Here is a 24,190-nt window from a genome sequence, read left to right on the forward strand (position 1 = left end):
TCAGCCCTTCGCCGGGCGCAGGTTGAGCAGGATGCTCATGGAGTCGATGCCACCGGCCCACGGGGCGGGCTGGGCGTAGGGCTTCTTCTCGCTCGGCCAGCCGGTCCAGTTCTTGCTGTTGTACTCGGAGGAGACGCCGATCGTGATGAGCGGGGCGGCCGGCACCTCGTCGACCATGATCTTCTCGAACTCGGCCGAGTACTTCTTGACGGTCGCGGTGTCGTTGGCGGTCGCCATCTCCTTGAGCAGCGCGTCGGCCTTCTTGCTCTTGTAGTGGCCGTAGTTGGTCCAGATGCCGGCGTTCTTGCTGTAGAGCATGTCCTTGAAGAAGCTGTACGGCGTCGAGTAGTAGACCCCGCCGCCGATCGTGACGTCGAAGTCACCGGTCTTGCGCTTGGCGTCGATCTGCGCCGCCGCGATGGGCTTCACGTCGACGTCGACGCCGGCCTTCTTCAGCTGCGAGGCGACGACCTTGTCGAACTGCACGGCGTCGCCCCACTCCTGCACCTCCATGATGGAGAAGCTGAGCTGCTTGCCGCTGCCGTCGACCAGCCTGCCGTTCTTCTTCGTGTAGCCGGCCTTCTTGAACTCGGCGAGTGCCTTGGCGAGTTCGGCCGTGGGCTGCTCGGCGTCCTTGTACTCGTCGGCGATCCACTTGCCCTGGGTCTTCGAGTCGAGGCCCGTGAGGTTGAGGGTGTTGAACATGCCCGGGTTGGTGACGTTCAGGAGCTGGCTGCGGTCGACGGCCAGCGAGAGACCCTTGCGGACATGGACGTTGTTGAACGGCTTCTTGGTGTGGTTGAAGAACAGGAACTGGCCGCCGTAGGTGGGGTACCAGGCGTGGTGGTTCTTCGGGTCCTTGTCGATGTACTGCTTCTTGACGTCGGGCACGACGCCGCCGCTCCAGTCGAGCTCCCCGCTGAGCAGCTTGGGCACCTCGGACGCCTGGGTGATGATGGGCGCCTTGACGGTCTTGACCGGGACCTTCTGCTTCCAGTAGTCGTCGCGGGCCTCGAAGGTGAGCTGCTGCGGGCTGTACTGCTTGAGCTTGTACGGGCCCGAGCCGACCGGGTTCGGGTTGGTGTCCTTCGCGCCGTCCTTCTTCTTCCAGATCTTCTCGGGCACCGGGGTGGTCCCGCCGATCTTGTCGATCATGGAATAGGCAGGCTTGTCGAAGGTGATCTCGACGGTGTGGTCGTCCGGCGCGGAGGCCTTGGTGAAATCGAAGGCCCAGGTCGGGGGCAGGTCGTGCTTCTTCACGTAGTTCAGGGTGAACACGACGTCCTGCGCGGTGAGCTTGGAGCCGTCGCTCCAGTTGGCCCGCTCGTCGAGGTGGATCGTGATCTTCTTGCCGCCGTCGGCCCACTCGTACTTCTTTCCGAGCCAGGGCGTGAACTTGCCGCCCTGAAGGATGTTGAAGTCGAAGAGCGCCTCGTACTGGAACCCGAAGGTGCCCTGCGTCGGCTTGAGGGCGAACGGGTTGAAGTTGCGGTTGATGGTGGTGCCCGCGAAGCCGAGGTTCGTGGTGAGCGCGCCGCCGCCGGCGGAGCCGCCCGCCGGGGTGGGCGCCGCCGAACAGCCGGACAGCGCGAGCGAGAGCACGGCGGCGCCGACGGCGGCGACACGGGCGCCGGTGCGGCGGGCAGAGGGGGACTTCGGGTTCATCGGGGCTCCCGAGGAGTGTTGGGGATGGGGGACAGCACGTGTGGGGGGGGGCACGCGGAAGGTCTTGGACATCGTTGTCAGGGGCTGGCGGTGGGGCGCCGTGGAGTGCGGATCAGCCGGGGCCGGGGGCTCGGTGGGCGGGCGCGGGGCCGCTGCTGCCGCGCGGGACGAGCCGCGGCGTCTCGTCCTCGACGGTGCGGGCGGGCCCTCCGTCGATCAGCGCGAGCAGTTCCTCGGCGGCGCGGCGCCCGAAGGCCGGGGTGTCACGGACAAGGGCGGACAGCGGCGGGTGGGTGGAACCGGTGAGCACGGACTCGTCCCAGGCGACGAGGGTCAGTGCGCCCGGCACCGCGATGCCGAGCGAGGCGGCGACGCCGAGCCCGGCGACGGCCATCACATCGGTGTCGTACACGATCGCGGTGGGCCGCGGCGCCGAGATGTCGAGCACCTGGCGGGTGGCTTCGACACCTTGCTGCCGCGAGTAGTCGGTGGGGATGCTGCGCACGTCGGCGGGGTCGAGGCCGAGCCGCTCCGCCTCGTCGCGCAGGGAGCGGATCCGCTGCTGGGTGTGGGCGAGGTGGGGCAGCCCCGCGATGTGCACAATGCGGCGGTGGCCCAGTCGGTGCAGGTGCTGGACGATGCCGGCCATCGCCCGGGTGTCCGAGGCCCACACGCTGGAGATGCCGGGGTGCGCCGAGCCGCTCTCGCCCCGTGGCACGGATCCGACGAACACGGCGGGCAGGCCCAGTTCGTCAAGCAGCGCAGGACGCGGGTCGCCGTCCCTCGGGTCGACGACGAGCACACCGTCGACGCGGCGCTCGGCCCACCAGCGGCGGTAGGCGGCACACTCGGCGTCCAGGTCGGGGACCACCAGGAAGAGCAGGCCGATGCTCCGCCCGGCGAGCGCCTCCTGGATCCCGGAGACCAGTTGCAGGAAGAAGAACTCCGCGCCGAGGGCGCGCGCGGGGCGGGCCAGGACGAGGCCCACCGTGGCGGTGCTGTTGCCGTTCAACGCCCGTGCCGCGGCGCTGGGTTGCCACCCGAGGCGGTCGGCGACCTCGCGCACCCGCTGCCGGGTGGACGGCGAGACACCGGGCCGCCCGTTGAGCGCCAGGGACACGGCGGACTCGGACACGCGCGCCTCTTCGGCGATGTCCTTCAGGGTCGAGCGTCTCGAGGGGGTACGGCGCATGGATTCTCCTGCCACGCAGACCGGCACGGCATACCGGCAAGCCGCCCCCGAACGGGACGGCCTGAGCCCAACTGCCCTGAACTCAAGCGGTTGAGTGCGAGAACGCTAAAGCGCTAAAGCCGTCGGGGCAACAGGTTGCGCGCCAATTGCCGTCGACCGGCGGGTATTTGGGGTGCGGAGCGGCTCCACCGGCCGCCACTAAAGGTGATTTGGCGTGGATGTGCGGGGAATACGGGTGGATGGCGGGACGAGACACCAAAAGACATGAGGACGCCGAGGGGGACCTCTGCGCGCCGTGGCCCGGTACCGGGACCCTCCGGAGCGTCTCGTGCCGGGCCCGCTCAACGGCCGGAAGCCCCGGCCCGCCCCAGGGACGCGGGTGTCCGGCCGAGGAACTCGCGGGCCGTGCGCGTCAGGTGGGCCTGGTCGGCGAAGCCCGCGGCGCCGGCGGCAGCGGCCACCGTCCCTTCGGGCAGGGCGGCGACGGCCGCGCGGAGCCGCGTCCACTGCCGTATCCGGACCAGCGGCACCCCCACCGCGTCGCGGACCAGCGCGCGCAGCCGTACCGGTGACAGGCCCACGTCCGCGGCGAGTGGGCCGATGGACGTGGTCTCGGGGGCGGCGCGGGTGACCTCCCGGAACACCTGGGCGACGCGCGGGTCGAGGCGGGGCGGGGTGCCGGTCAGGCGCGTCAATTCGGCGCGGGCGGCCGCGAGATCGGCGTCGCGGGGATCTTCGGGTGCACCCCTGCGGCCCTGCCCCAGCGCGGCGAGGACGCGGTCGACCGTGCGACGGTCGAGCGGGGTCGGACCGGCGGCGCCCGGCGGGAGCGTCCAGGGGTCGAGGAACAGGGCGGTGTAGGCGGACGAGGCGGCGGCGCCGTGCCGGAACCCCGGTGGTACGAGCACTCCGGCCGAGGCGACCGGCGCGCGGGGACCGTCCCACCGGATCCCCTGCTCGCGGTCGGCGGCCGACAGTACGACCTTCCACACCGGGTGGCAGTGGGCGGCGACGCGGGAGGAGCCCGTCTCCGCGAACAGCGTTCCGTCGGGGCCCGAGGCGAACATCAGCCTGCGATCGTTTCGTTCAAGCGCCCAGGCGCTGTCGGGGACGACGCTCACACCATGGACCGTATCGCGGCAGTCGTTCTGGGATTCTTCCTGATGGCAGTGGGGGTGGCGCACTTCGCGCTGCCCGGCTACTTCCGCACGCTGGTGCCGCGCTGGCTCCCCCGCCCCGCGCTGCTGGTCGCCGCGTCCGGGGCCGCGGAGGTCGTGGTGGGTGCGCTGGTGCTGGTGCCGGATTCGCGGGCGGTGGGCGGATGGGCCGCGGCCGTCCTGATCAGCGGTTACCTCGTCTCCCACCTCGATGCCCTCCGGCACGCGCGCGCGGACCGCCCACGGCTGCTCGAACGCCCGTCGGGAGCGATCGCCCGACTGTGCGTCAACCTCTGCTACATCGGCTGGGCGGTCCGGGTCGCGCTGAGCGGCCGGTCAGGGCACCAGGCACATTTCCCTTAAAGCCGCGTGTGTGAAATGTGTCCCTGATGGGTGTTTTTCATGGAATCCGTCATCAGGTGCATCCAAATTGTCTGCCCTGCGGGTACGCCTGCGCCCACGCGCACTACCGGCGCGCATCACCGGCGTTGAAGCTGCCGGGAGTTGCCGACAGTAACGATTCTGCTGATCTTCGCTCACCGCCGTTCGTTCCATTCACCGAAGCAGCAAAGGACACAAGGTGCGCAAGCAAGCCGGCGAGGTCGGCACGCTTCTCAGGCTCGTCGCGGACACCAGGGCCGACGACTCCCTCATCGGGCGAGAGGCGGAACTGACCCAACTGCGGAGCCTGTTGGCGGGCCACCGACTGGTCACCGTCACCGGCCCCGTCGGGGTCGGCAAGAGTCTGCTGAGCGATGTCGCCGTGCAGCGGCCCCGGCCGTCCCGGCGCCAGGTGGTCCGGGTGTCCTGGCCCGAGGTGTCCGGCCGGCCGGGGGCCTTCCGGGACGCCGTGCGGCAGGCGCTGCTCGGCACCCCGCTCTCGCCGGACGGGGCGCCGACCGGCCGGCGGTCGGCGCCCCGGGTCCTGCTGTTCCTGGACGACATCGACCCCGTCCACGACGAGTGCGTCGGCGTGGTCCAGCGGCATCTGCTCCACCACCCGTCGCTGCAGGTCCTGGCCACCGCACGCCGCCCCCTCGGGCTCGGCGACGAAGCGGTGCTGCGGCTCGGCCCGCTGGCCACGGAGCCCGCGGACGACGGCTCCCCGTCGCCCGCCGCGTGCCTGTTCCTGACCACGGCCGGTGGCGCGCTGCGGCGCCGCGACCCGGCCACCCTCGAACGCGTCCAGGCCGTCTGCGACACCCTCGAAGGGCTGCCCCTGGCGATCGAACTCGCCGCCGCCCAGCTGAGGTCGTACTCCCTGCACGATCTGGCCGAACTCGTGGAGCACGGGCAGACCTGGCTGCACAGCCCCCGGCCGCGCCTTCGGCGGCACCGTTCCGTCGAGGAGGCCGTCGGCGCGGTCCACACGCTGTGCTCCCCCTGGATGCGGATGGTGTGGAGCCGCGCCAGCATTCTGGCCGGGTCGTTCGGGGAGGCGGCCGCCGTGCTGCTGTGCTCCGGCGGCGAGATCGCCCCGCACCAGGTGCCGGGCCTGCTGACCCAACTGGCCTCCCTCGGCCTGCTCCGGCACGAGAACGACCCGCACGGCCCCGGCGAGCCGCGCTACCGGATGCCCCCGGCGGTACGGGAGTTCGGCGAGCGCCGGCTCACCGAGGCCGGCGAGCTGGACATCGCCGTCGAGCGCCGGGCCGGGCACTGCCGCAGGATCGTTCACCTCGCGGAACACCTGTGGGAGCACGGCCACCAGACGCAGGCGGTACGTCTCGTGGCCGACGAGCAGCACAACCTCAACGCCATCCTGCGGTACGCGCTGACCGACCCCCGGCCCGAGGCCACCGTCGCCGCCCTGGAGACCGCCACCCGTCTGTGGTTCTGGTGGGTCACGGGCCATGCCGCGACGGGGCTGCGCTACCTCCTCCAGCTCCTCGCCCGCTGCCCCGAGGACCACCCGTCGGCGGCCCCCGCGGCCTGGCTCGCGGCATGGCTCGCCGCCCGCACCGACCCCGAGACGGCCCTCACCCTGCTCGACCGGATCTGGCCCGGTGCCGTGCTCGACGGCGACGACACGCTGCTGGCCCGCATCGCCCATGTCCACGGCCTCATCGCCCTCACCCTCGGCGACCCGCTCCAGGCCGCCGACCTCTTCGAGCAGGCCTGTGTCCTCACCCCGGACCACGCCGCCGGCGGACCGGGCAGGGCCGTCTACCTCGCGGCCCTCGCCTTCGCCCGGCGCGACACCGAGCCGCGCGCCGCACACCGCGCGGCCCTGGCCGCCCTCGCCCAGCCCGGGCTCCGCGACGATGTGTGGTCCAGCGTGCGCGCCCGCTACGCCCTGGCCCTCGTCGACCACCACAACGGCCGCGCCGCCAGGGCCTGGACGCGCGCCCACCGCGCGGTGTCCGACGCCGACTCGGCCACCTGCGCCCCTCAGGCCCACGCCGCACTGCACTCCCTGCTCACGGTGCTGCGCACGGGGCAGGCCGCGCCGGCGCCGGTGATTCCGGGGCTGTCCGCATGACCCGACGACACCCGCCCGGCCAACGGGCTTGATCTGAAGCGTGGTTGAGGTCCGAGACTCGCACCATGAACACACCAGACAGCGGTCTTCTCCTGTTCCGCAACACGATGCGCATCACCGAAGGTCACCTCGAGGAGTTCCGGGGCGCGATCGACCGGGCCGTGGGCTTCGTCGAGCGGCACGGCCCCCAGCTCATGGTGGAGGTCTTCGTCGACGAGGAACGGCTCCTCGCCCACAGCTTCCAGCTCTACCAGGACTCGGACGCCGTCCGCGCGCACTGGAAGCTGTCCGATCCGTACATCCAGGACGTCATGGCGCACTGCGAGGTGGAGCACTTCGAAGTGTTCGGCGAGCCCGACGAGGACGTGGTGCGTGGCATCCGGGAGGCGCTCGGCGATGAGCCGGCCCTCGCGTTCGCCCCGCGGTTCAGCGGCTTCGTGCGGCTCGGCGGTCCGCGGGGCCGCTGAGCGCACGGGGCACGCGCGGCTCCGCGGCCACCGGGCTCTCCGCCGGGCGCAGCGCGATGATCGCGATGTCGTCGGCCAGGTGATGGGTCCAGTCGCGGACGCCGTCGTCGAGGTGGCCGACGAGGTGCTCGGGGGTGCCGTACGGCGCCCGGACCAGGCCCTCGGTGAGCGGGTAGAACTCGCCGGTCGAGTTGCGGGCCTCGCTCAGGCCGTCGGTGTGGGCCACGAGCGTCGCCCCGGCGCCCAGGCGGACCAGGTGCGGGGCGGGCGGCGCGCCGGAGCCGAGCGTGCCGAAGCCGAGGGGCAGCAGGGTCGGCACGTCCATCTCCGTGACGCCGTCGGGGGTGACCTCCAGCGGGGTGAGGTGGCCGCAGTTGACGACGTGCAGCTCGCACGCCTCCTGCTCCTGGCCGTCGTGCTGCAGCAGCAGCGCCGTCGCGAACAGCTCCTCGTCCTGGCGGGTGGCGGCCGCGCGCAGCACCTGCCGGTCCAGGCGCGCGGCGAGCTCTCCGAGCTCCTCCGTCTCGTGGGCCTGGCTGCGGAAGCAGCCCAGCAGGTCGGTGACGGTCTGCACCGCCTGGAGGCCCTTTCCGCGTACGTCGCCGATGAGGATGCGGGTGCCGAAGGGGGTGTGCAGGGCCTCGATGAAGTCGCCGCCGATGCCGGTGTCCGCGGTGGCGGGCCGGTACAGGCTCGCGAGGTGCAGCCGGCCGAGGTCCTCGGGTATCGGGTGGAGCACGGCGTGCTGCAGGGTGCTCGCGGTCTGGCTGATCCGGGCCAGCCGGTCGCGCTGTTCGCGGCGTGACCAGACGAGGGCGCCGGCCGCCGCGCCGAAGGCGAGCGCGACGATCAGGGTGCCCGCGTCACCGATGCCGGTGCGCGTCAGCAGGTACTGCAGTCCCGCGGCGCAGGCCACCGCCACGGAGACCGCGACGCGGCCGAGCAGCAGGGCGGCCACGGCGAGCACGATGGTGCCGATGCGCAGCAGCTGGCGCGCCTCCTCGGGCACCGGGACGCTGTCGACGGCGGAGGTGTACGGCAGGGCCTGCGCGGCGGCGGTGCCCAGCAGGATGGAGCCGGGCAGCAGGGCCGCGCTGGTGCCGAGGTGGGTGCGCGGGATCGCGGCGAGGTAGCGCGCCATGTGCGGGGCGGCGGCCAGCATGACACCGAAGCCGATCAACGCCACGACGGCGAAGGCGCCGGCCACGCCGTAGGCGCGCGTACCGAGTCCGGCGTGCAGCAGGACCAGGCCGAGGGCGGCCAGGGGCAGGCCGAGCGAGGATCCGGTCACCGGGGCGATCGCCCGGCGCCGTACCAGCAGGCAGCTCGCGGCGCCGCCGACGCCGAAGGCCGACAGGACGAATCCGGCGGACTCCGGTCCGGTGCCCTTCTCGGCCGCGAGCGTCGGGAGGGCCATGGCGAGCACGACCTGGGTGAAGCCGAGCGCGAGCCCCGCGATCAGGGCACCGGCGCGCACTGTGTCCGGCATGAGTGCCGGGCGGCCGCGGGAGAGCACCGACAGGCCGGGGCAGCGCAGCCGCGCGACGACGAGGGCGACCGTGGCGGCGAGCAGCAGCAGGCCCACGCGCGGGTCGGCCCACCCCCAGACGGGGGCGAGCTGCAGCGCCGCGGGGGCGAGCACGCCGAAGGCGATCAGGCTGCCGGCGCGCGCCCGGTCCGGCATCGGCCGGCGGGTCGTCCTGGAGGGTTCGGGCACGTAGCGGTGGACCAGTAACAGGGCCGCGACCGCCGCGAGGGTCATCGCGGCCATGGCCACGCGCCACCCGGTCGTGGACGCCGACCGCGGCGCAAGGTTCACGGCGAGCACGAAGCCGACGGACATCGCGGCCAGCCAGCCGCCCATCACCTTGCGCATCCTGCCGGGCAGGAACACGGTCGGCAGGAACGCGAGGCAGCTGACGAACACGGCGGCCAGGGCCACGGCCACGACGATCCGCGCGAGCACGTACGACCAGCCGTCGAACGCGACGGCGTGCAGGGCGCAGCCCGCGGCGAGCACCGCCAGCGACACGCTCAGTACGGCGCGCCGCCCTCGAAGATCGCCCGCGCGTCCGGCGACGACCAGGGTGAGCAGTGCGAGGGACGAGCCCACGACGCGGGCGACCACCTCGTGGCCCGGGCCGAGACCCAGCTCGGCGTGGACCAGGGGGACAGCCGCGGAGTGCACCGCGGGAGCCATCACGTACAGAGCCGCTACGGCGGCGAGCAGCAGCCCGACCACGCGTGTCGAGCCCCGTGTGCCGTCCGTCGCGAATCCGGACGCACCGGTGCCGACCATGTACTGACCTCCCTGGGGATTCCCCCTTCCGCGTAGTCCTCCAGGGACAAGCGTCGCGGATCGCGTATGACCTACGTAAGGACCGAAAGTCCCTAAAGGAACTTTACAGACAAGTGGGAAGTAACCGGACCTGTCGCCCGGGTTAGCGCCTGGACAGTGCGATCGGCAGGCCGTCCTTGGGGAACGGCAGGGAGTGGTAGTCCATCGGCGGGACGTAGGCGGGGTCGACCGTCCAGCGGTAGGAGCGCAGCAGGCGGTGCATGATCGCCTTGATCTCCAGGCCCGCGAAGTACAGGCCGATGCACTTGTGCACACCGCCGCCGAAGGGCTCCCAGGCGTACCGGTGCGAGCGGTCCTCGCGGCGGTCCGGGCCGAAGCGGTCGGGGTCGAAGGCCGTGGGGTTCGTCCAGTACTCGTCCATGAGATGGCTGAACTGGACGCCGACGAGGACGTCCGTGCCGGCGGGGATGCGCACGCCCTGCACGGTGGTGTCCTTGACCGCGTACCGGACGAGCGTCGGGACCGGTGCCCGCAGTCGCAGCGCCTCGCGCATCACCAGGTCGATCGATTCCAGGCCCTCGAGTTCGGCCATCGACGGCGCGGGTCCGAGCGCGAGCGCCTCCGCGCGGCAGCGTTCCTGCCAGGCGGGGTGCTGGCCGAGGTGCTGCAGGATCGTGGAGGTGGTGACGGTCGAGGTGTCGTGCGCGGCCATCATGAGGAAGATCATGTGGTTGACGACGTCGTCGTCGGTGAACCGCTCACCGTCCTCCGTCTCGATGTGGCAGAGCACCGAGAAGATGTCGTCGGTCCGCTCGGCGCGCTTCGCCGGAAGGTAGTGGCGCAGGAACGTCTCCAGCACCTTGCGTCCGCGATACGCCCTGCCCCAGCGGGTGAACGGCACATCGGCGCGCACGACGCCCGCGGCGGCCTGGACGCAGGCGATGAACGCCTTGTTGACCCGGTCCATCCCGGCCTGACCCGTGTCCTGCGCGCCGCCCATGAAGAGGTCGGCGGCGATGTCGAGCGTGAGCTGCTTCAGCTTCCAGTACGAGGGGAACTCCGCGCTCTCCTCCCAGCCCGCGATCCCGTGCTCGACGGCGGGGTGCAGACGCCGGATGTAGGCCTCCAACCGCTCGCGGGTGAAGGCCTGTTGCATGATCCGGCGGTGCCCCTTGTGCTCGTCGAAGTCGATGAGCATGAGCCCGCGGTGGAAGAAGGGGCCGACGAGCTGCGCCCACGCGGGCTCGTTGGCGAACGCCTTGTCCTTGTTCAGCAGCGCCTCCCCGCACGCGTCGGGACCGAGCAGCATCGCCGAGTCCTTGCCCAGCACGTGGAACGGGGCGACCGGCCCGTACCGCTCCCAGCCGCGCCGGTAGAACGCGACCGGGTCCTTGGCGTACGCGAAGAGCTGCCCGATCCAGGGCAGTCCGCGGTCGTCGCGCCGCTGGGCGGGAATGGCCCGCGTCCCGACCCCCTCGACCGTCATGCGGTCACCTCTCCGCTCACCGACGCGGCGTGCCGCGCGAGGCGGGCCTTCGACACCGCCCGCATCACCCTGCTCCCGGCGACGCCGACGAGCAGCGTGGCGAGCGGCAGGGCGACGTCCACCCACGGATCGCGGATCGGCTTGTAGGTGGCGGTGCCGTCCTTGATCTCGATGAAGCCGAGCGGCTTGGCGCCCGCACCGCCGCCGCCTCCGCCGCCCTCCCCGTCCTTCTCCCCCGCCTTCTCGCGCCCGGCGCCGCCGCCGAAGCCGAAGCCGACCTGGGCGACCGGGACGACCGTGATGCCCTCCCGGAACACCGGCTCGCCGAAGACCGCGGCGACGGATGCCCGGCCACCGAGCTTCTCGGCCAGCCGTTCCAGCAGCGCTGCGGACGCGTTGGCGGTGCTGAGCTCGGCCGGCGGGACAACCACGGCCTGCCCGTCCTGACTGGTCATGCGGTGCCTCCTGGCGAATCCGGGGCAGAGCCCTTCACGCTAGGCCGGAGGCCACCAATCCGCCAGCAGGTCAAAGGAGTTGGAGGCCGTAGCCGCGGCAGCGGGGCTTGAAGTCGGCCGGTCCGTCGGCGAGGGCGTTCATCGTGATCTGGAGCGTCGGGTCGTCGTTGAACAGGCCCATGTGCCCCGCCCGGTCGTCGGGGCAGGCGTCCTGCAGGAGCACGTTGTCGACGTCCTTGCCCTTGAGCGCCTGGGTGGCGTACGGCGTGACGACGGTGTCGTACTTCGTCATGACGACGGTGTAGTGCGGCCCGTCCGGGACGGTGTCGCCGTCCGCCCACATCTCCCGGGTGTACTCGGAGGTGTTCGTCTGCTCGATGACGCCGGGGAACTGCCCCACGTCCGACAGCCGTGTCACGAAGCCCATCAGGTTCAGCGCGGCGCCGAGGCCGACGATTCCGTTGAGGTCGGTGCCGTGCGAACTCGGCGCCCAGCCGACGTAGTTGTCGACCTTCTTGGCGCCGCCCATCTTCTTCATCCACCACATCGGAACATTGCCGCCCAGCGAGTGGCCGACGATGTTGACCTTCTTCGCGCCCGTCGAGGCGAGCGTCTTGTCCACGAACGCGTCGAGCTGTGCCGCCGACTCACGGTTCGGGCCGAGGCCGCCGACGCGCCCGAGGGACACCGACGTGAAGCCGTAGTTCATGGCGTAGACGCAGTAGCCGGCGTTCTTCAGACGGGGCGCCGCCTTCACGAAGTTGGCGCCGATGTTGAAGAACGTGCCCGGCAGCAGGACGACCGGCTCGGGGTGCTCGGCGCTCGGCCTGCACGACCAGTCGTTGGCGCCGGGAACGGCTCCCGGGGAGCTCACATAGTTGGCCAGCGCCTGCGCCACACCTCCCTCGGGAAGTCTCTCCGCGTCGTCCGCGTGTGCGGGAGGCGCGGCCGACAGCGTGAGCACCGTGGAGGCGCAGACGGCCGCGGCGGCCAGGACCTTGCGGAACCTCGGCCGCCGCGGGGACGGATCGGTCACGGGCATACGTGTCTCCTGGGGTGCGTCACGGAGGAAGGGGCGTCCAGGCAAGACTGGGGCAGCGGTGACCTCCCTGCACCCCGGCCGACGTCCAGACATCGGCGCCGCTCTTTGTGAGCCGTCACAAAACGGCGCGCCCGGCGAAGACCCGTTCGCGGCCCCGGACACACCCTTGACACCCCGGCCGCGACCGGCGACCTTTACTGGCGCTACGCGTTGGTAACCCGGGCGCCGCAAGGAGGCAGCATGATCGGCGATGCCGCGCCGCCGCTGCCGCTGAGCTTCGACGGTGTGCTCCTGCACCAGCGCCTGAGCGATGCGCTCTCGCCGCTGACCGCACGCGTCCTGGACCGCCTCGTCGACCAGGTGCCCGTGTACGACACCATGCCCCGCGAACAGCTCCGTGGCGAGATCCAGGGCGTGGTCGAGCAGTGCATCGCCTCCTTCGCCGCGATGCTCCGCACGGGTCGGCTCCCCGTCGAGGGGCGTTTTCTGGCGCTGCGTCAGTCGGCGGCCAAACGGGCGGAGGAGGGGGTGCCGGTCGAGGCGGTGCTGCGGGCGTACCACGTCGGTGCGCAGGAGTGCCTGGGTCAGATGCTGCGGCACGCGACGGCGGACGACCTGGACCATGTGCGGGCCGCCACCGAGCTGGTCCTGGAGTTCCTGGAGCGGATGACGGTCACCGTGGTGGCGGGATACTCGGCCGAGCGCCAGGCGGTGCTCGGCGAGGAACAGACGGCACGCCAGGACCTGATGACGGCGCTGGTCGAGGGGACGGACGTGTGCGGCGCCGCGGCCCGCTGGGGCCTGGACGTCCCCGACTGCTACCTGGTCCTCGACCTGGCCATCGGCACCCACCCCGACGAGGCGCTCGACGGGGTGAGCCCGGTCATCGCGGGCAAGCGCAAGCTGCGCCGGTTACGGGTGGAGTTGGACCGGCATGTCGACGGCACGGTGCTGTCCGCGCTGTCCGGCGACGGCGGTCTGGCCCTGATCCCCTGCCGGGCGGCGGCCGATCGGGTCACGCACCGGGACTGGGCGCGGCTTTCGGACGCCGTCTCCCACATGTGCCGCGTCGCCGGGGTCGACATCACGGCGGGCGCGGCGGCCGCCGCCCCGGCGGACGTCCCCGCGGCGGTGACGCTGGCGCGGGAGGTGCGCCGGGTGGCGGCGGCCTCGGAGCGGCCCCCGGGCCTGTACCGGCTCCCGGACGTACTGCTCGAGTACCAGCTGATGCGCCCCGGCCCGGCGCGGGACGAACTGGCCCGGCTGATGCGGCCGTTGGCGGGGCGGCCCGAACTGCTGGCCACGGTGCGCGGGTACTTGCGCTGCGGGCTGAGCCGCCGCCGTACCGCACACGAACTGTGCGTGCACCCGAACACGGTCGACTACCGGCTGCGCCGCGCCGCCGAGATCACGGGCCTCGACGTCACATCGGGCCCGGACGCGCTGCGCGTCCGGGCCGCGCTCAGCGCGCTCGACGCGGCGGAGGCACCGTAGTCGGATGCCCCGCGGCAGGGGCCACCGGCCACGACCGGTGGCCCCTGGGTCCGCCTTCGCGAACCGGCCTCAGATGACGCCCTGCGCCAGCATCGCGTCGGCGACGCGCTCGAAGCCCGCGATGTTCGCGCCCGTCACGTAGTCACCGGGGGCGCCGTAGCGCTCGGCGGTCTCGTGGCAGGTGGCGTGGATGTCCTTCATGATGTGCGCCAGCTCGTCCTCGACGCGCTGCCCGGTCCACGACGTACGGGCGTGGTTCTGCGCCATCTCCAGCGCGCTGACGGCGACGCCGCCCGCGTTGGCCGCCTTGCCGGGGCCGAAGGCGACGCCCGCCTTCTGGAACAGGTGCACGGCCTCGGGCGTGGTCGGCATGTTGGCGCCCTCGGAGACCGCCTTGACGCCGTTGCGGATCAGCGTGGCGGCGTCGTTCTCGTCCAGCTCGTTCTGCGTCGCGGACGGCAGCGCGACGTCACCGGCGACGTCCCAGACCCGCCCGCCGGGCACGAACCGGGCGGAGGAGCCCCGGCGTTCGGCGTAGGAGTCGACGCGGCCCCGCTCGACCTCCTTGATCTGCTTGAGCAGTTCGAGGTCGATGCCCTTCTCGTCGACGACGTAGCCGGAGGAGTCGGAGCAGGTGACGGGGTTGGCGCCGAGGGCCTGGAGCTTCTCGATGCTGTAGATGGCGACGTTGCCGGAGCCGGACACGACGGCGGTCTGGCCCTCCAGGTCCTCGCCGCGCTCGCGCAGCATGGCCTCGGCGAACAGGACGTTGCCGTAGCCGGTGGCCTCCGGGCGGATCAGCGAGCCGCCCCAGCCCTGCCCCTTGCCGGTGAGGACACCGGCCTCCCAGCGGTTGGTGATGCGCCGGTACTGGCCGAACAGGTAGCCGATCTCGCGGCCGCCCACGCCGATGTCGCCCGCGGGGACGTCGGTGTGCTCGCCGATGTGCCGGTAGAGCTCCGTCATGAACGACTGGCAGAACCGCATGACCTCGGCGTCGCTGCGCCCGTGCGGGTCGAAGTCGCTGCCGCCCTTGCCGCCGCCGATGCCGAGCCCGGTCAGCGCGTTCTTGAAGATCTGCTCGAATCCGAGGAACTTGATGACGCCGAGGTTGACCGACGAGTGGAAGCGCAGGCCGCCCTTGTACGGGCCGAGCGCGCTGTTGAACTCGACGCGGAACCCGCGGTTGACGTGCACCCGGCCGCGGTCGTCCTGCCACGGCACCCGGAACATGACCTGGCGCTCGGGCTCGACGAGCCGCTCCACGAGGGCGGCGTCGGCGTACTCGGGGCGGGCCTGGAGGACCGGGGCGAGGGTCTCGAGGACCTCGTGCACGGCCTGGTGGAACTCGGGCTGCGCGGGGTTGCGCTTTTCGATCTCGGCAAGGAGGTTGCCGAGGATGTCCTGCGTGTTGGATCGCGTCGTCACTGAAAGCCTTTCGGGCTCGGCAGTCGCCATCTCCCTGCGGGTGCGGCTCGCTCGGGTCCGGTCGTTCGATGAGCGCGCGGCGCCATTGCCGTGCGTGGGACAGGGGTAAGTGTTACGCGCATGTAAACCGCTTGACCAGTGCCATCCGAATTCCGGACGGCTCGGGAGGACATCCACGGGGTTGCGGCACGCACCTTTGACCTGCACAAACAGCATGTATCGCACCATTGCGACCATTCGGTCCGGGCCTTCCGGGCGCCGGAGGCGGTGAGGGAGAATACGAGCCTGGCGTCCGAAGCCGGCCGGAGGGAAACGTGCGCGTGATCAAGTGGGTGTCCGTCGAGAGCACCGGACCGCGTCCCGTCCCCCGGCCCGTGGCCACGCCGCTGGTGTGGGCCGTGACCGGTGGCACCGCCCTGCTGCTCGTGGCGCTCATCAACACGCTCCTCGGTCCTGGCCGCCCCTGGCTCGCGCTCACCGCGCTCGCCCTGCTCGCCGCGGGCCTCGGCTTCTGCGCCCGGTTCACCGCGGCGCCGGGCACGGCCGTGCTGTGCTGGCTGTTCCTCAACGGCTTCGCGATCCCGCCGGCGGGCACCCTCAGCTGGATCGGCCACCGGGACACGGTGTGGCTGACCTGCCTGCTGACCGCCACCCTCGTCGGCACCCTGTGGGCCCGCGTCTCCCACGCCCGGGCCGCGTACCGGACGATCACCCCGGCGCCGGCTCCGCGAACGACGCTGGGCGACGACCCGCTGACCCGCTGAGCCCGGTATTCGACCCGGTCGGCCCGACCCCGCTGGTTCGAGGAAGCGGGGCCGGGCCGAGGGGAAGAGGCCGGCCGCGGAGTGTGCACTCCCCCGTACGCTCATCACGCGACAGGTGCCGCAGCCGGTCTCACTGGACGTAACGAGCCGCGATCCGCCATGTTCTGCCATTCGGCAACGGGTTGACGAATTGCACGGGACTCCCCGGCCGCCTTCACACGGTGGGCACGCAATTGGTGTGGGCGTCGGGCGCTGTTGTCCCACCGGACACCCGCGTCAGCGGCGGGCGTTGAGCCGGGCGGCCTGGCGGGTCAGATGGTCGCGTTCGGCGAGGTTGGGGGCCTTGCGGGCCGCATCGGTGTACAGGCGGGCCGCCTTGGCGAGGTCTCCGTCCCGTTCGTGGAGGTAGGCGGCCACCGCGGTGTGGCGCGGCAGGGCGGCGTCCAGTTCGGCGAGCGCGGCGAGGCCCGCGCGGGGACCGTCGGCCTCCCCCACGGCGACCGCGCGGTTGAGCCGGGCGACCGGACTGTCGGTCAGCCGGATCAGCTCGTCGTACCACTCGACGATCTGCACCCAGTCGGTCTCGGCGGCTGTGGGCGCGTCGGCGTGCAGCGCGGCGACGGCCGCCTGGGCCTGGAACTCGCCCAGGCGGTCGCGGGCCAGTGCGGCCTGGAGGATCCCGACGCCCTCGGCGATCAGCCGCGTGTCCCAGCGGCCGCGGTCCTGCTCGGCGAGGGGCACCAGGCCGCCGTCGGGCGCGGTCCGTGCGGCGCGCCGGGCGTGGTGGAGCAGCATGAGGGCGAGCAGCCCGGCGACCTCGGGATGGTCGATGCGGGCCGCGAGCTGCCGGGTGAGGCGGATGGCCTCCGCGGCCAGGTCCACGTCGCCGGAGTAGCCCTCGTTGAAGACGAGGTAGAGGACGCGCAGGACGGTGGCGACGTCGCCGGGCCGGTCGAGGCGCACACCCGAGACCGTGCGCTTGGCCCGGCTGATTCGCTGCGCCATCGTCGCCTCGGGCACCAGGTACGCCTCGGCGATCTGCCGTGTGGTCAGCCCGCCGACGGCGCGCAGGGTGAGGGCGACCGCGGAGGCCGGGGTGAGCGAGGGGTGGGCGCACAGGAAGTAGAGCTGGAGCGTGTCGTCCTGCCCGGGGGCCGGGCCGGGCGCAGGCTCCTCCTCGACCCGGTCCTCGCGCCGGCGGCGGGCCGTGTCGGCGCGGGCGGCGTCGAGGAACTTGCGCCACGCCACCGTGACCAGCCAGCCCTTCGCATCGCGCGGAGGTTCGTCCGGCCAGATCCGCAGCGCCTCGACGAGGGCGTCCTGCACCGCGTCCTCGGCCGCCGCGAAGTCTGCTCCGCGGCGGACGAGGACGGTGAGCACGCTCGGCGTGAGGCTCCTGAGCAGGACCTCGTCCACGGCCGACACCGGGTGTGTCACTCCGAGATGGTGGGCGGGGCGGCCAGGAAGGGGCGCACCTCCAGCCACTCGTGGATCGGCTTGCCGCCCGCCCCGGGTGCGGCCGACAGCTCGCCGGCCAGCTCGACGGCGCGCTCGTACGTGTCGACGTCGATCACCATCCAGCCGGCGATCAGGTCCTTGGTCTCGGCGAACGGGCCGTCGGTGACCGGAGGGCGGCCCTCCCCGTCGTAGCGGACCCACGCGCCCTCGGGGGCCAGCGCCTGCCCGTCGACGAACTCGCCGGTCTTCTCCAGGCGGGCCGCGAAGTCGTGCATGTACCGCATGTGGGCCGAGATCTCCTCGGGCGTCCACTGGTCCATGGGCTCGCAGTTGACCGGCTCGGGCGCGCCCCGGTAGTGCTTCAGCAGCAGGTACTTGGCCATGGTGGCTCTCCTCGGTGATCGTGCGACCCATTGTGGTCGCGTTCATACCGGGGACGGAGCCGGTCCGCGGTTCTCGACATCCCCGCGGAACTTTTTTCCCGGGAATCCTCCGGGATCCTCAGGCGGTCTCCTCGTCGGCCGGCTCGGGCAGTGTCCAGCGCTCGTCGCGGCGGGCGTGGAGATAGCCGTAGTAGTACAGGTATCCGCCGGCGAAGACGGCCAGGGTGATCACCATCGGCACCCAGTCGGTGGTCGTCGTCTCCCACGCCACGTAGGCCATCACCGCCAGGATCACGATCGGCCCCGTGCTGCCCAGCGGCATCCGGTACGCGGCCCCGGCGGTGCGCCCGGTGAGGCGTCCGACCAGGGCCGACAGGGCCACCACGGCGTAGAGCACGAGCAGGTTGGCGCCGGTGGCCAGGAGCAGGGTGGAGAAGGGGACGAGCCAGGCCACGAGCGCCGTGGCCACGCCGACGGCCAGTGTCGCGGGGATCGGCGTCTTCAGGCGGGGGTGTACGGCGGCCAGCGGACGGCCGACGGCGTCCGGCCAGGAGCCGTCCCGCGCCGAGGAGTACAGCAGCCGGCCCATCTGGAGCATCATCGCGATGACGGCGTTGATGACGGCCAGGGCGATGCCGAGGCTGACGACGGTGTTGAGCGTCCCGTTGCCCCGGGCCAGCAGGAAGTAGTTCATCGGCGAGTCCGCCCCGATGAGGGCGGACATGCTCGGGGTCCCGAGCAGCACCGCGATCAGCGGGATCATCTCGACGGCCACGGTGACACCGAGGGACCACAGGATGGCGCGGCCGATCGTCGCCCCGGCCTCGCGGGTCTCCTCGGAGAAGTACACCGCGGTCCCGTAGCCGTTGTAGGCGAACATGGCGGTGGTCGTGGCCGCCGCGACCAGGCCCCAGGAGGCCCCTTCGAGCACGCCGGAGTGGCCGAGCATCTGCGCGGTCCACAGGGTCGAGACCGGCTGGTCGACGTGGAGGAAGCCGAGCACGGCGAGCACCACGAGGGCCGCCAGTTCCAGGAAGAGGAACACACCGGTGACCCACGCGTTGGTACGGATGTTGAACAGCGCGACGACCGTGGCGATCAGCACCACGGCGACGCCGACCCCCTTGCCGTGCAGGGAACCCCACACGACGCCGAGGTAGTCCCCGGTGCCCAGGGCGACGACGGCCAGGATGCCGATGCCCCCGACGAGCGCGAGCACGAACATCGCGAAGCCGGTGGGGCGGCCCAACGTGCGGGCGGCGAAGGCGTATTCGCCTCCGGTGACGGGGTAGCGGCTGGAGAGTTCGGCGTAGCAGAAGGCCATGAACACGCCCGCCAGCGCGGCGATGGCGAAGGCGATCGTGGAGGCACCGCCGATGCCCTGGACGACCGAGGGCACGATGATGAACACGCTCGAGGCGGGGGTGACGGAGGAGAGCGTGATCAGCACGTTCTCCTTGAAGGTCAGGGAACGGGACAGCTGCTGGGCGTACTTGGGGCCGGTGCCGGGTGCCGGCGCGTCCGGGGCCGCGACGCCGGTCGGTGCGGCGGGGGTTCTGCTGCCCGCCGTGAGCTCTTCGTCCATCGGTCTCTCCCCTGTACCGGATGCCGCACTGGATTCTTTGGCACCTCAACCAAATTCCAGCAACCCACTGCTGTCAACGGAAAGTTCGGCATCCCTTGAATTTCTTGGCCGAGTCGCCAAAGATTGAGGGGTGGCGAGACCAAAGAACCAGACCGCTCGGCGGGCCCAGCTCGTGGCCGCCGCGACCCGCGCCGTCAGCAAGCACGGCCCGGCCCGCGTCCGCGTGGCCGACATCGCCGACGCCGCGGGCGTGGCCCGGGGCTCCGTGCACTACTACTTCCAGGACCTCGACGAGCTGCTGCGCCAGGTGTACAAGGAGGCCGTCGACCGCTTCTTCACGCGGCGCATGGCCAGGGTCTCGGCACTGTCCGACGCCCGCGACAAGCTGGTGGCGTCGGCCCACTGCGGCCTTCCGCACGGCCCGGACGACGAGCTGGTGCGGGCGCTGTACCGCTTCAGCTCCGATCTGCCCGACGACCCGGTCCAGCAGGCCCACATCGAGGGCCTGACCGACCGTCAAGTCGTGCTGTACATGGGCATCCTGGAGGTGGGCGTGGCGCAGGGGCACTTCCATCTGAGCGAGCCCGCCCTCGACATCGCCACCAACCTGGTCGGCCTTGAGGACGCCTACGGGCTGCACATCATCGCGAGCAGCTCCGTCGTCACCAACCGGCGCGCGCTGGAACTGATCCTCGGCTACGCCCGCACCGCGACCGGCTGCGCCGACCTCGCCCCCGACCGCCCCACCGCCATCGCCCCGGAGGACTCCGCGTCATGACCACCGACACCACACCTTCGGGACGTCCCAGGGCCCGCGCGCTCGGCATTCCCTTCGACGGCACCCCCGGCCCCTGGAACGCGGTGACCGATGTGCCCGGCGTCGAGGTCGGCCATGTCACCCTCGTCGAGGGCGAGTCGGTGCGCACCGGCGTCACCGCGCTCCTGCCGCGGGGCCGGGACGCCGTGGGCACGCCCTGCGCCGCGGGCTGGTACTCGCTCAACGGCAATGGAGAGATGACCGGCACCACATGGATCGAGGAGACCGGCGCCCTGACCCTCCCGGTGTGCATCACCAACACCCACGCGGTCGGCACCGTGCACCGCGGTGTCATCGACTGGGCGACCGAGCACCGTCCCGAGCTCGCCCGGCAGTGGCTGCTGCCCGTGGTCACCGAGACGTGGGACGGCTACCTCAATGACATCAACGGCCCCCACGTACGCCCCGAGCACGCCGCCACCGCCATCGAGGCGGCCGCCCGCGGCCCGCTGGAGGAGGGCTCGGTGGGGGGTGGCACCGGCATGAACTGCTATGGCTTCAAGGGCGGTTCGGGCACCGCGTCCCGCGTCGTCGCGTACGGTCCCGACCGGTACACGGTGGGCGCGCTCGTCCAGGCGAACTTCGGCGACCGCCGCGAACTCACCATCGCCGGAACCCCGGTCGGCCGTCACCTGCTCGACGACAATCCCCTGGAGGACACCGACTGGTTCGCACCGGGCGGCGCGGGCTCCGTCATCGTCGCGATCGTCACCGACGCGCCGCTGCTGCCCGGCCAGTGCAAGGCGCTGGCCCGCCGCGTCCCCATCGGCCTGGGCCGCACCGGCACCACCGCGAGCCACTTCTCCGGGGACGTCTTCCTGGCCATGTCGACCGCCAACGCCGGCGCGCTGACGAGCGCCTTCCCGGCCGGCGAGCCGACGGCCGACGACTACGACGTCATGCGCAGCATCCCCTGGGGCCGCATCGACCCCTTCTACGAGGCCGTGGTCCAGGCGGTCGAGGAGGCGGTCCTCAACGCTCTCGTGGCGAACGCGGAGATGACCGGCCGGGACGGGCACCGCACTCCGGCACTCCCGCACGACCGGGTCCGCGCACTCCTCGCATGACTCCCCGACCGGGCCGCGAAGGCGTCAGAGCACGGCGAACCGGTCCACCAGCAGCTCCAATCGCTGTTCCGCGTACTCGGGCGGCAGCCGGCCCGCGCGGCCGAGGGTCGCGAGGCCGTGCAGGGCGGCCCAGAACGTCTCCGTGAAGAGCGCCGGGTGGACGTCATCCCCCGCCACTTCGGTGAGGCACTCCAACAGGGCCGCGAAGGCGTCCTTCAGGGGCTCCGGGGTGTCCTCCTGCGCGAACGCGAGTCCGCCGTCGAGCCGGAACACTGCGTCGTAGACCGCCGGGTTCCGCTCGGCGAAGCCGAGGTAGGCACGGGCGAGGGCGGTGACCCGGGCGCGCGGGCCGTCCGCGGCGGCGGTCGCGGTCCGCAGCGCCTGGGCCAGTTCGGCGGCGCCGTCGAGGGCGACGGCGCCGATGATCTCGCGCTTGCCCCGGAAGTGGCTGTAGAGGACGGGCTGGCTGTACTCGATGCGCTCGGCCAGCTTGCGGGTGGTGACCGCGTCCCAGCCCTGCCCCTCGGCGAGTTCACGGGCCGTCGCCACGATGAGGCGCTCGCGGCTCGCGCGTTCACGCTCCTTGCGTTCCTGTACCGACATGACCCGATCCTAGCACCGCTAGACAACCGAGCGGCAGTAGCGCTAGCGTTGCCCCATCATCTAGCACTGCTAGATATCTCTCAGGAGGGGGCACCATGCTCAACGCACTTGAGGTCTTCACCACCGTGGTTCTCGGAGTGATGGTGGGGGTGGAGTTCTCCGTCGCCTTCGTCATGAACCCGATCTTCAGCGGGCTCCCCGACGACGCCAATCAGCAGGCCCGCTCTCACGGGGGCCGGATGCTCGGCGCCGTGATGCCCTTCTGGTACATCGGATCGCTCGTCCTCATCGCGATCTGGGCCGTCGCCGCCTGGGGCGAGGCGGGCGCGGGGCTCCTCGTCGTCGCGGGCGCGCTGCTGCTCGTCAGCGTCATCATGTCGATCCTGCTGCTCGTCCCGATCAACAACCAGGGCAAGACGTGGACCGCCGAGAACCGGCCCGCGGACTGGAAGGAGCAGATGCACCGCTGGGACCGCTACCACTACGTCCGCGTCGCCGTCATCGTCGCCTCGTTCGCCGTGCTGGTCACGGCCCTGCTCTGAGCAGGCGGGACGCCGAGGACTCCCCCGCGTGTGCCGCGTCCCTACGCGGCACGGAAGCGGCCGGCCGCCACTTCCTCGACCCGGCCCTGCCCCATCAGGCGCTCCAAGTGCCGCCGCGCAGTGCGCAGTTCCACGGGCCGGATGTGCGCACCTTCGACGTGCGGCCGGTACACCAGCCGGTGGTCGGCGATCTCCTCCACGGTCCGCGGTTCGGCCAGGAACGCGAGGAGTTCGGCATCGCGCCTGTCCACCACACCCGCGTACGCGTCGAGCCGGCGGCGGAACTCCGCCGCCCCCTCGATCACCCCCTTCTGGTGGGCGGTGCCGTACCAGCGGGCATCGATCTCCGCACACCGCCGCATCGACGCCTCGAAGTCGACGAGGCTGCTGCCCACGTCCCCGTAGTACGGACCGAACGAGGTGAGGTCGATGTCCGCGACGAACAGGAACCCGTCGGGCTCGACCAGGAACCCGCTGTGCCCCGCGGTGTGCCCGGGCAGATGCACCACCGTCACCGTCCGCCCGCCCAGGTCGAAGACTGCGCCGTCCTTGAACGCCCGCGCGTCCGGACGCCCCGTCACATGGAACTCGTCCCGCATCTGCGCGTCCACGGCCTCGACCGCGTCCGGCGGCAGCCCGAGCGCGGCGATCAGCGCGGCGCGCGACCGCAGCGCGTCGAGGTCACCGTGGTGCACATGCACCGGCACCTCGTAGCGCCCGAGCCCAGCGATGTGGTCCTCGTGCGCGTGGCTCACGAGAACCAGGTCCGCGGGCGGCGCGTCGTCGACGAGCGACAGCGACGGGTCGACGACCAGAGAGGCGTCCGCGCCGCGCACGAGCAGCGAATTCCCGTACGGGTAGGCGCCGTTGCGGGCACCGACGAGCACGCTGACCGCGCCGTACTCCTCGGGGATGTATCCGGTGGGACGAGATTCCATGGTCACCGTTTCTATCGGAGTGGGGTCGGGACCGCCATGGGGCCCTCACCGCCCCGCCGGTCCGCCGGCCCGCCGTGTCACCCGCGCAGGAAGTACAGCACCGTCGTGGTGACCGCCGTCGTCAACAGGACTCCCCGCAGCAGCCGGGCGGAGAGGCGGCGGGCCAGCTGGGCGCCGACGTAGCCGCCCGCCACGGCGCCGACCAGCATGGCCATGAGGAGAAGCGGAGCGGTCAGCGCGTCCGAGGCGAGGAGGAACAGCACGGTCGCGCTGAGGTACATGGCGGCGAGCTGGGTGACCCGCATCGGATTGCCGGCCGCTGCGTCGAGACCGAAGCCGATGCCCCACAGGGCCAGCATCAGGATGCCTACGGCTCCGCCGAAGTATCCCCCGTACATACCGAGGAAGAACTGGCCGATCAGGACGGCGCGCGCACTCATCCGGACCGGGCGGCCCAGCGCACGGGTCAGTGCACCGGAGAGGTGCCGCCCGAAGGCCAGGACCACCGTCGCGAACGCGAGGAGCCAGGGCACCGCGGCGTCGAAGGAGGACGCGGGGAGCACCAGGAGCAGTCCCGCGCCGACGGCTCCGCCTACCACGCTGATCGCCGTCAGCGCTTTCGTGGACGTGGCTCCGACGGGTGTGAGTTCGCGCCGGTAGACCCAGGCGCTGGCGACCGCGCCGGGCACGAGGGCGACGCGCGACACCGCGTTCGCGACCACCGGTGGCAGGCCGACGGCGACGAGCGCGGGCAGCGCCACGAAGGTTCCGCCACCGCCGATGGCGTTGAGGGCTCCGGCTGCGACGCCGGCCAGCAGGACAAGAAAGGGCTCCATCACCCGCAGAGCATCACCCGCCGACGATCG

22 protein-coding genes are annotated in these 24,190 nt (G+C 71.9%); 8 read left to right on the plus strand and 14 right to left on the minus strand.

Annotation, left to right across the window (positions count from 1 at the left end; translation table 11 throughout):
- The 3 genes from ACZ7L4_RS26660 to ACZ7L4_RS26670 all read right to left on the minus strand — a co-directional run bounded on the left by ACZ7L4_RS26660 (position 1) and on the right by ACZ7L4_RS26670 (position 3,978).
- Positions 1–1,665 carry an ABC transporter substrate-binding protein gene (locus ACZ7L4_RS26660; protein ID WP_472106350.1) on the minus strand — a complete coding sequence of 555 codons (1,665 nt, stop codon included), beginning with the start codon at positions 1,663–1,665 and terminating at the stop codon, positions 1–3.
- A gap of 112 nt (positions 1,666–1,777) precedes the next feature.
- On the minus strand, positions 1,778–2,857 hold the full coding sequence (locus ACZ7L4_RS26665) for a LacI family DNA-binding transcriptional regulator (RefSeq protein ID WP_472106351.1): 1,080 nt from the start codon (positions 2,855–2,857) through the stop codon (positions 1,778–1,780).
- Positions 2,858–3,198: 341 nt separating this feature from the next.
- The gene (locus ACZ7L4_RS26670) at positions 3,199–3,978 is read right to left on the minus strand and encodes a helix-turn-helix domain-containing protein (RefSeq protein ID WP_472106352.1); all 780 of its coding nucleotides are present in this window, start codon (positions 3,976–3,978) and stop codon (positions 3,199–3,201) included.
- Between the two features lie 3 nt (positions 3,979–3,981).
- On the opposite strand from ACZ7L4_RS26670, the gene ACZ7L4_RS26675 reads away from it, so the two are divergent.
- The 3 genes from ACZ7L4_RS26675 to ACZ7L4_RS26685 all read left to right on the plus strand — a co-directional run bounded on the left by ACZ7L4_RS26675 (position 3,982) and on the right by ACZ7L4_RS26685 (position 6,963).
- A complete protein-coding gene (locus tag ACZ7L4_RS26675) occupies positions 3,982–4,377 on the plus strand; it encodes a DoxX family protein (RefSeq protein WP_472106353.1) in 396 nt (131 codons plus the stop codon).
- 217 nt (positions 4,378–4,594) lie between these two features.
- The gene (locus tag ACZ7L4_RS26680) at positions 4,595–6,496 is read left to right on the plus strand and encodes an ATP-binding protein (RefSeq protein WP_472106354.1); all 1,902 of its coding nucleotides are present in this window, start codon (positions 4,595–4,597) and stop codon (positions 6,494–6,496) included.
- A 65-nt stretch (positions 6,497–6,561) separates the two neighbouring features.
- A complete protein-coding gene (locus ACZ7L4_RS26685; protein ID WP_472106355.1) occupies positions 6,562–6,963 on the plus strand; it encodes a hypothetical protein in 402 nt (133 codons plus the stop codon).
- Here the strand turns inward: ACZ7L4_RS26685 and ACZ7L4_RS26690 are convergent.
- From ACZ7L4_RS26690 to ACZ7L4_RS26705, 4 genes are all read right to left on the minus strand, one after another.
- Positions 6,923–9,262, minus strand: a complete 2,340-nt coding sequence (locus tag ACZ7L4_RS26690) for an MFS transporter (protein WP_472106356.1) — start codon at positions 9,260–9,262, stop codon at positions 6,923–6,925. The two genes, ACZ7L4_RS26685 and ACZ7L4_RS26690, sit on opposite strands and share 41 nt — an antisense overlap.
- A gap of 142 nt (positions 9,263–9,404) precedes the next feature.
- Entirely contained in the window at positions 9,405–10,748 is a 1,344-nt protein-coding gene (locus tag ACZ7L4_RS26695; protein WP_472106357.1) for a cytochrome P450, read from the minus strand.
- Positions 10,745–11,203, minus strand: a complete 459-nt coding sequence (locus tag ACZ7L4_RS26700) for a spore germination protein GerW family protein (RefSeq protein WP_472106358.1) — start codon at positions 11,201–11,203, stop codon at positions 10,745–10,747. The genes ACZ7L4_RS26695 and ACZ7L4_RS26700 overlap by 4 nt, the downstream gene beginning before the upstream one ends.
- Positions 11,204–11,273: 70 nt before the next feature.
- Positions 11,274–12,245 carry an alpha/beta hydrolase gene (locus ACZ7L4_RS26705; RefSeq protein WP_472106359.1) on the minus strand — a complete coding sequence of 324 codons (972 nt, stop codon included), beginning with the start codon at positions 12,243–12,245 and terminating at the stop codon, positions 11,274–11,276.
- 240 nt (positions 12,246–12,485) lie between these two features.
- On the opposite strand from ACZ7L4_RS26705, the gene ACZ7L4_RS26710 reads away from it, so the two are divergent.
- Positions 12,486–13,739, plus strand: a complete 1,254-nt coding sequence (locus tag ACZ7L4_RS26710) for a PucR family transcriptional regulator (RefSeq protein ID WP_472106360.1) — start codon at positions 12,486–12,488, stop codon at positions 13,737–13,739.
- 69 nt (positions 13,740–13,808) lie between these two features.
- Here ACZ7L4_RS26710 and gdhA read toward each other — a convergent pair whose 3' ends face one another.
- Positions 13,809–15,167: an NADP-specific glutamate dehydrogenase gene (gene gdhA / locus ACZ7L4_RS26715; protein ID WP_472106361.1), complete on the minus strand. Its 1,359-nt coding sequence runs from the start codon at positions 15,165–15,167 to the stop codon at positions 13,809–13,811.
- Positions 15,168–15,487: 320 nt separating this feature from the next.
- Here gdhA and ACZ7L4_RS26720 point away from each other — a divergent pair, with 320 nt between their 5' ends.
- Positions 15,488–15,931, plus strand: a complete 444-nt coding sequence (locus tag ACZ7L4_RS26720; protein ID WP_472107356.1) for a hypothetical protein — start codon at positions 15,488–15,490, stop codon at positions 15,929–15,931.
- A 276-nt stretch (positions 15,932–16,207) separates the two neighbouring features.
- Here ACZ7L4_RS26720 and ACZ7L4_RS26725 read toward each other — a convergent pair whose 3' ends face one another.
- The 3 genes from ACZ7L4_RS26725 to ACZ7L4_RS26735 all read right to left on the minus strand — a co-directional run bounded on the left by ACZ7L4_RS26725 (position 16,208) and on the right by ACZ7L4_RS26735 (position 19,357).
- Positions 16,208–17,347, minus strand: a complete 1,140-nt coding sequence (locus tag ACZ7L4_RS26725) for an RNA polymerase sigma factor (RefSeq protein ID WP_472107358.1) — start codon at positions 17,345–17,347, stop codon at positions 16,208–16,210.
- Between the two features lie 17 nt (positions 17,348–17,364).
- A complete protein-coding gene (locus ACZ7L4_RS26730; protein WP_472106362.1) occupies positions 17,365–17,772 on the minus strand; it encodes a YciI family protein in 408 nt (135 codons plus the stop codon).
- Positions 17,773–17,890: 118 nt separating this feature from the next.
- On the minus strand, positions 17,891–19,357 hold the full coding sequence (locus ACZ7L4_RS26735; protein ID WP_472106363.1) for an APC family permease: 1,467 nt from the start codon (positions 19,355–19,357) through the stop codon (positions 17,891–17,893).
- 130 nt (positions 19,358–19,487) lie between these two features.
- Here ACZ7L4_RS26735 and ACZ7L4_RS26740 point away from each other — a divergent pair, with 130 nt between their 5' ends.
- Positions 19,488–20,135, plus strand: coding sequence for a TetR/AcrR family transcriptional regulator (locus tag ACZ7L4_RS26740; RefSeq protein ID WP_472106364.1), 648 nt, complete (start codon positions 19,488–19,490; stop codon positions 20,133–20,135).
- Positions 20,132–21,241: a DmpA family aminopeptidase gene (locus ACZ7L4_RS26745; RefSeq protein WP_472106365.1), complete on the plus strand. Its 1,110-nt coding sequence runs from the start codon at positions 20,132–20,134 to the stop codon at positions 21,239–21,241. Before ACZ7L4_RS26740 ends, ACZ7L4_RS26745 begins: the two co-directional genes overlap by 4 nt.
- 24 nt (positions 21,242–21,265) lie before the next feature.
- On the opposite strand, the gene ACZ7L4_RS26750 is transcribed toward ACZ7L4_RS26745, so the two are convergent.
- The gene (locus tag ACZ7L4_RS26750) at positions 21,266–21,844 is read right to left on the minus strand and encodes a TetR/AcrR family transcriptional regulator (RefSeq protein WP_472106367.1); all 579 of its coding nucleotides are present in this window, start codon (positions 21,842–21,844) and stop codon (positions 21,266–21,268) included.
- A gap of 95 nt (positions 21,845–21,939) precedes the next feature.
- Between ACZ7L4_RS26750 and ACZ7L4_RS26755 the strand changes: the two genes are divergently transcribed.
- Positions 21,940–22,386, plus strand: a complete 447-nt coding sequence (locus ACZ7L4_RS26755; RefSeq protein ID WP_472106368.1) for an anthrone oxygenase family protein — start codon at positions 21,940–21,942, stop codon at positions 22,384–22,386.
- Between the two features lie 41 nt (positions 22,387–22,427).
- On the opposite strand, the gene ACZ7L4_RS26760 is transcribed toward ACZ7L4_RS26755, so the two are convergent.
- On the minus strand, positions 22,428–23,324 hold the full coding sequence (locus tag ACZ7L4_RS26760; RefSeq protein WP_472106369.1) for an MBL fold metallo-hydrolase: 897 nt from the start codon (positions 23,322–23,324) through the stop codon (positions 22,428–22,430).
- A gap of 77 nt (positions 23,325–23,401) precedes the next feature.
- Entirely contained in the window at positions 23,402–24,160 is a 759-nt protein-coding gene (locus ACZ7L4_RS26765) for a sulfite exporter TauE/SafE family protein (protein ID WP_472106370.1), read from the minus strand.
- Positions 24,161–24,190 lie beyond the last annotated feature (30 nt).

The sequence above is a fragment of the Streptomyces sp. NPDC107575 genome (assembly GCF_055657265.1).

What these genes read in the sequence shown, in the direction of transcription:
- ACZ7L4_RS26660 (WP_472106350.1), bottom strand. Translation starts at nt 1,665, where the DNA reads ATGAACCCGAAGTCCCCCTCTGCCCGCCGCACCGGCGCCCGTGTCGCC.
- ACZ7L4_RS26665 (WP_472106351.1), bottom strand. Translation starts at nt 2,857, where the DNA reads ATGCGCCGTACCCCCTCGAGACGCTCGACCCTGAAGGACATCGCCGAA.
- ACZ7L4_RS26675 (WP_472106353.1), top strand. Translation starts at nt 3,982, where the DNA reads ATGGACCGTATCGCGGCAGTCGTTCTGGGATTCTTCCTGATGGCAGTG.
- ACZ7L4_RS26685 (WP_472106355.1), top strand. Translation starts at nt 6,562, where the DNA reads ATGAACACACCAGACAGCGGTCTTCTCCTGTTCCGCAACACGATGCGC.
- ACZ7L4_RS26690 (WP_472106356.1), bottom strand. Translation starts at nt 9,262, where the DNA reads ATGGTCGGCACCGGTGCGTCCGGATTCGCGACGGACGGCACACGGGGC.
- ACZ7L4_RS26695 (WP_472106357.1), bottom strand. Translation starts at nt 10,748, where the DNA reads ATGACGGTCGAGGGGGTCGGGACGCGGGCCATTCCCGCCCAGCGGCGC.
- ACZ7L4_RS26700 (WP_472106358.1), bottom strand. Translation starts at nt 11,203, where the DNA reads ATGACCAGTCAGGACGGGCAGGCCGTGGTTGTCCCGCCGGCCGAGCTC.
- ACZ7L4_RS26705 (WP_472106359.1), bottom strand. Translation starts at nt 12,245, where the DNA reads ATGCCCGTGACCGATCCGTCCCCGCGGCGGCCGAGGTTCCGCAAGGTC.
- ACZ7L4_RS26710 (WP_472106360.1), top strand. Translation starts at nt 12,486, where the DNA reads ATGATCGGCGATGCCGCGCCGCCGCTGCCGCTGAGCTTCGACGGTGTG.
- ACZ7L4_RS26730 (WP_472106362.1), bottom strand. Translation starts at nt 17,772, where the DNA reads ATGGCCAAGTACCTGCTGCTGAAGCACTACCGGGGCGCGCCCGAGCCG.
- ACZ7L4_RS26735 (WP_472106363.1), bottom strand. Translation starts at nt 19,357, where the DNA reads ATGGACGAAGAGCTCACGGCGGGCAGCAGAACCCCCGCCGCACCGACC.
- ACZ7L4_RS26745 (WP_472106365.1), top strand. Translation starts at nt 20,132, where the DNA reads ATGACCACCGACACCACACCTTCGGGACGTCCCAGGGCCCGCGCGCTC.
- ACZ7L4_RS26750 (WP_472106367.1), bottom strand. Translation starts at nt 21,844, where the DNA reads ATGTCGGTACAGGAACGCAAGGAGCGTGAACGCGCGAGCCGCGAGCGC.
- ACZ7L4_RS26755 (WP_472106368.1), top strand. Translation starts at nt 21,940, where the DNA reads ATGCTCAACGCACTTGAGGTCTTCACCACCGTGGTTCTCGGAGTGATG.
- ACZ7L4_RS26760 (WP_472106369.1), bottom strand. Translation starts at nt 23,324, where the DNA reads ATGGAATCTCGTCCCACCGGATACATCCCCGAGGAGTACGGCGCGGTC.
- ACZ7L4_RS26765 (WP_472106370.1), bottom strand. Translation starts at nt 24,160, where the DNA reads ATGGAGCCCTTTCTTGTCCTGCTGGCCGGCGTCGCAGCCGGAGCCCTC.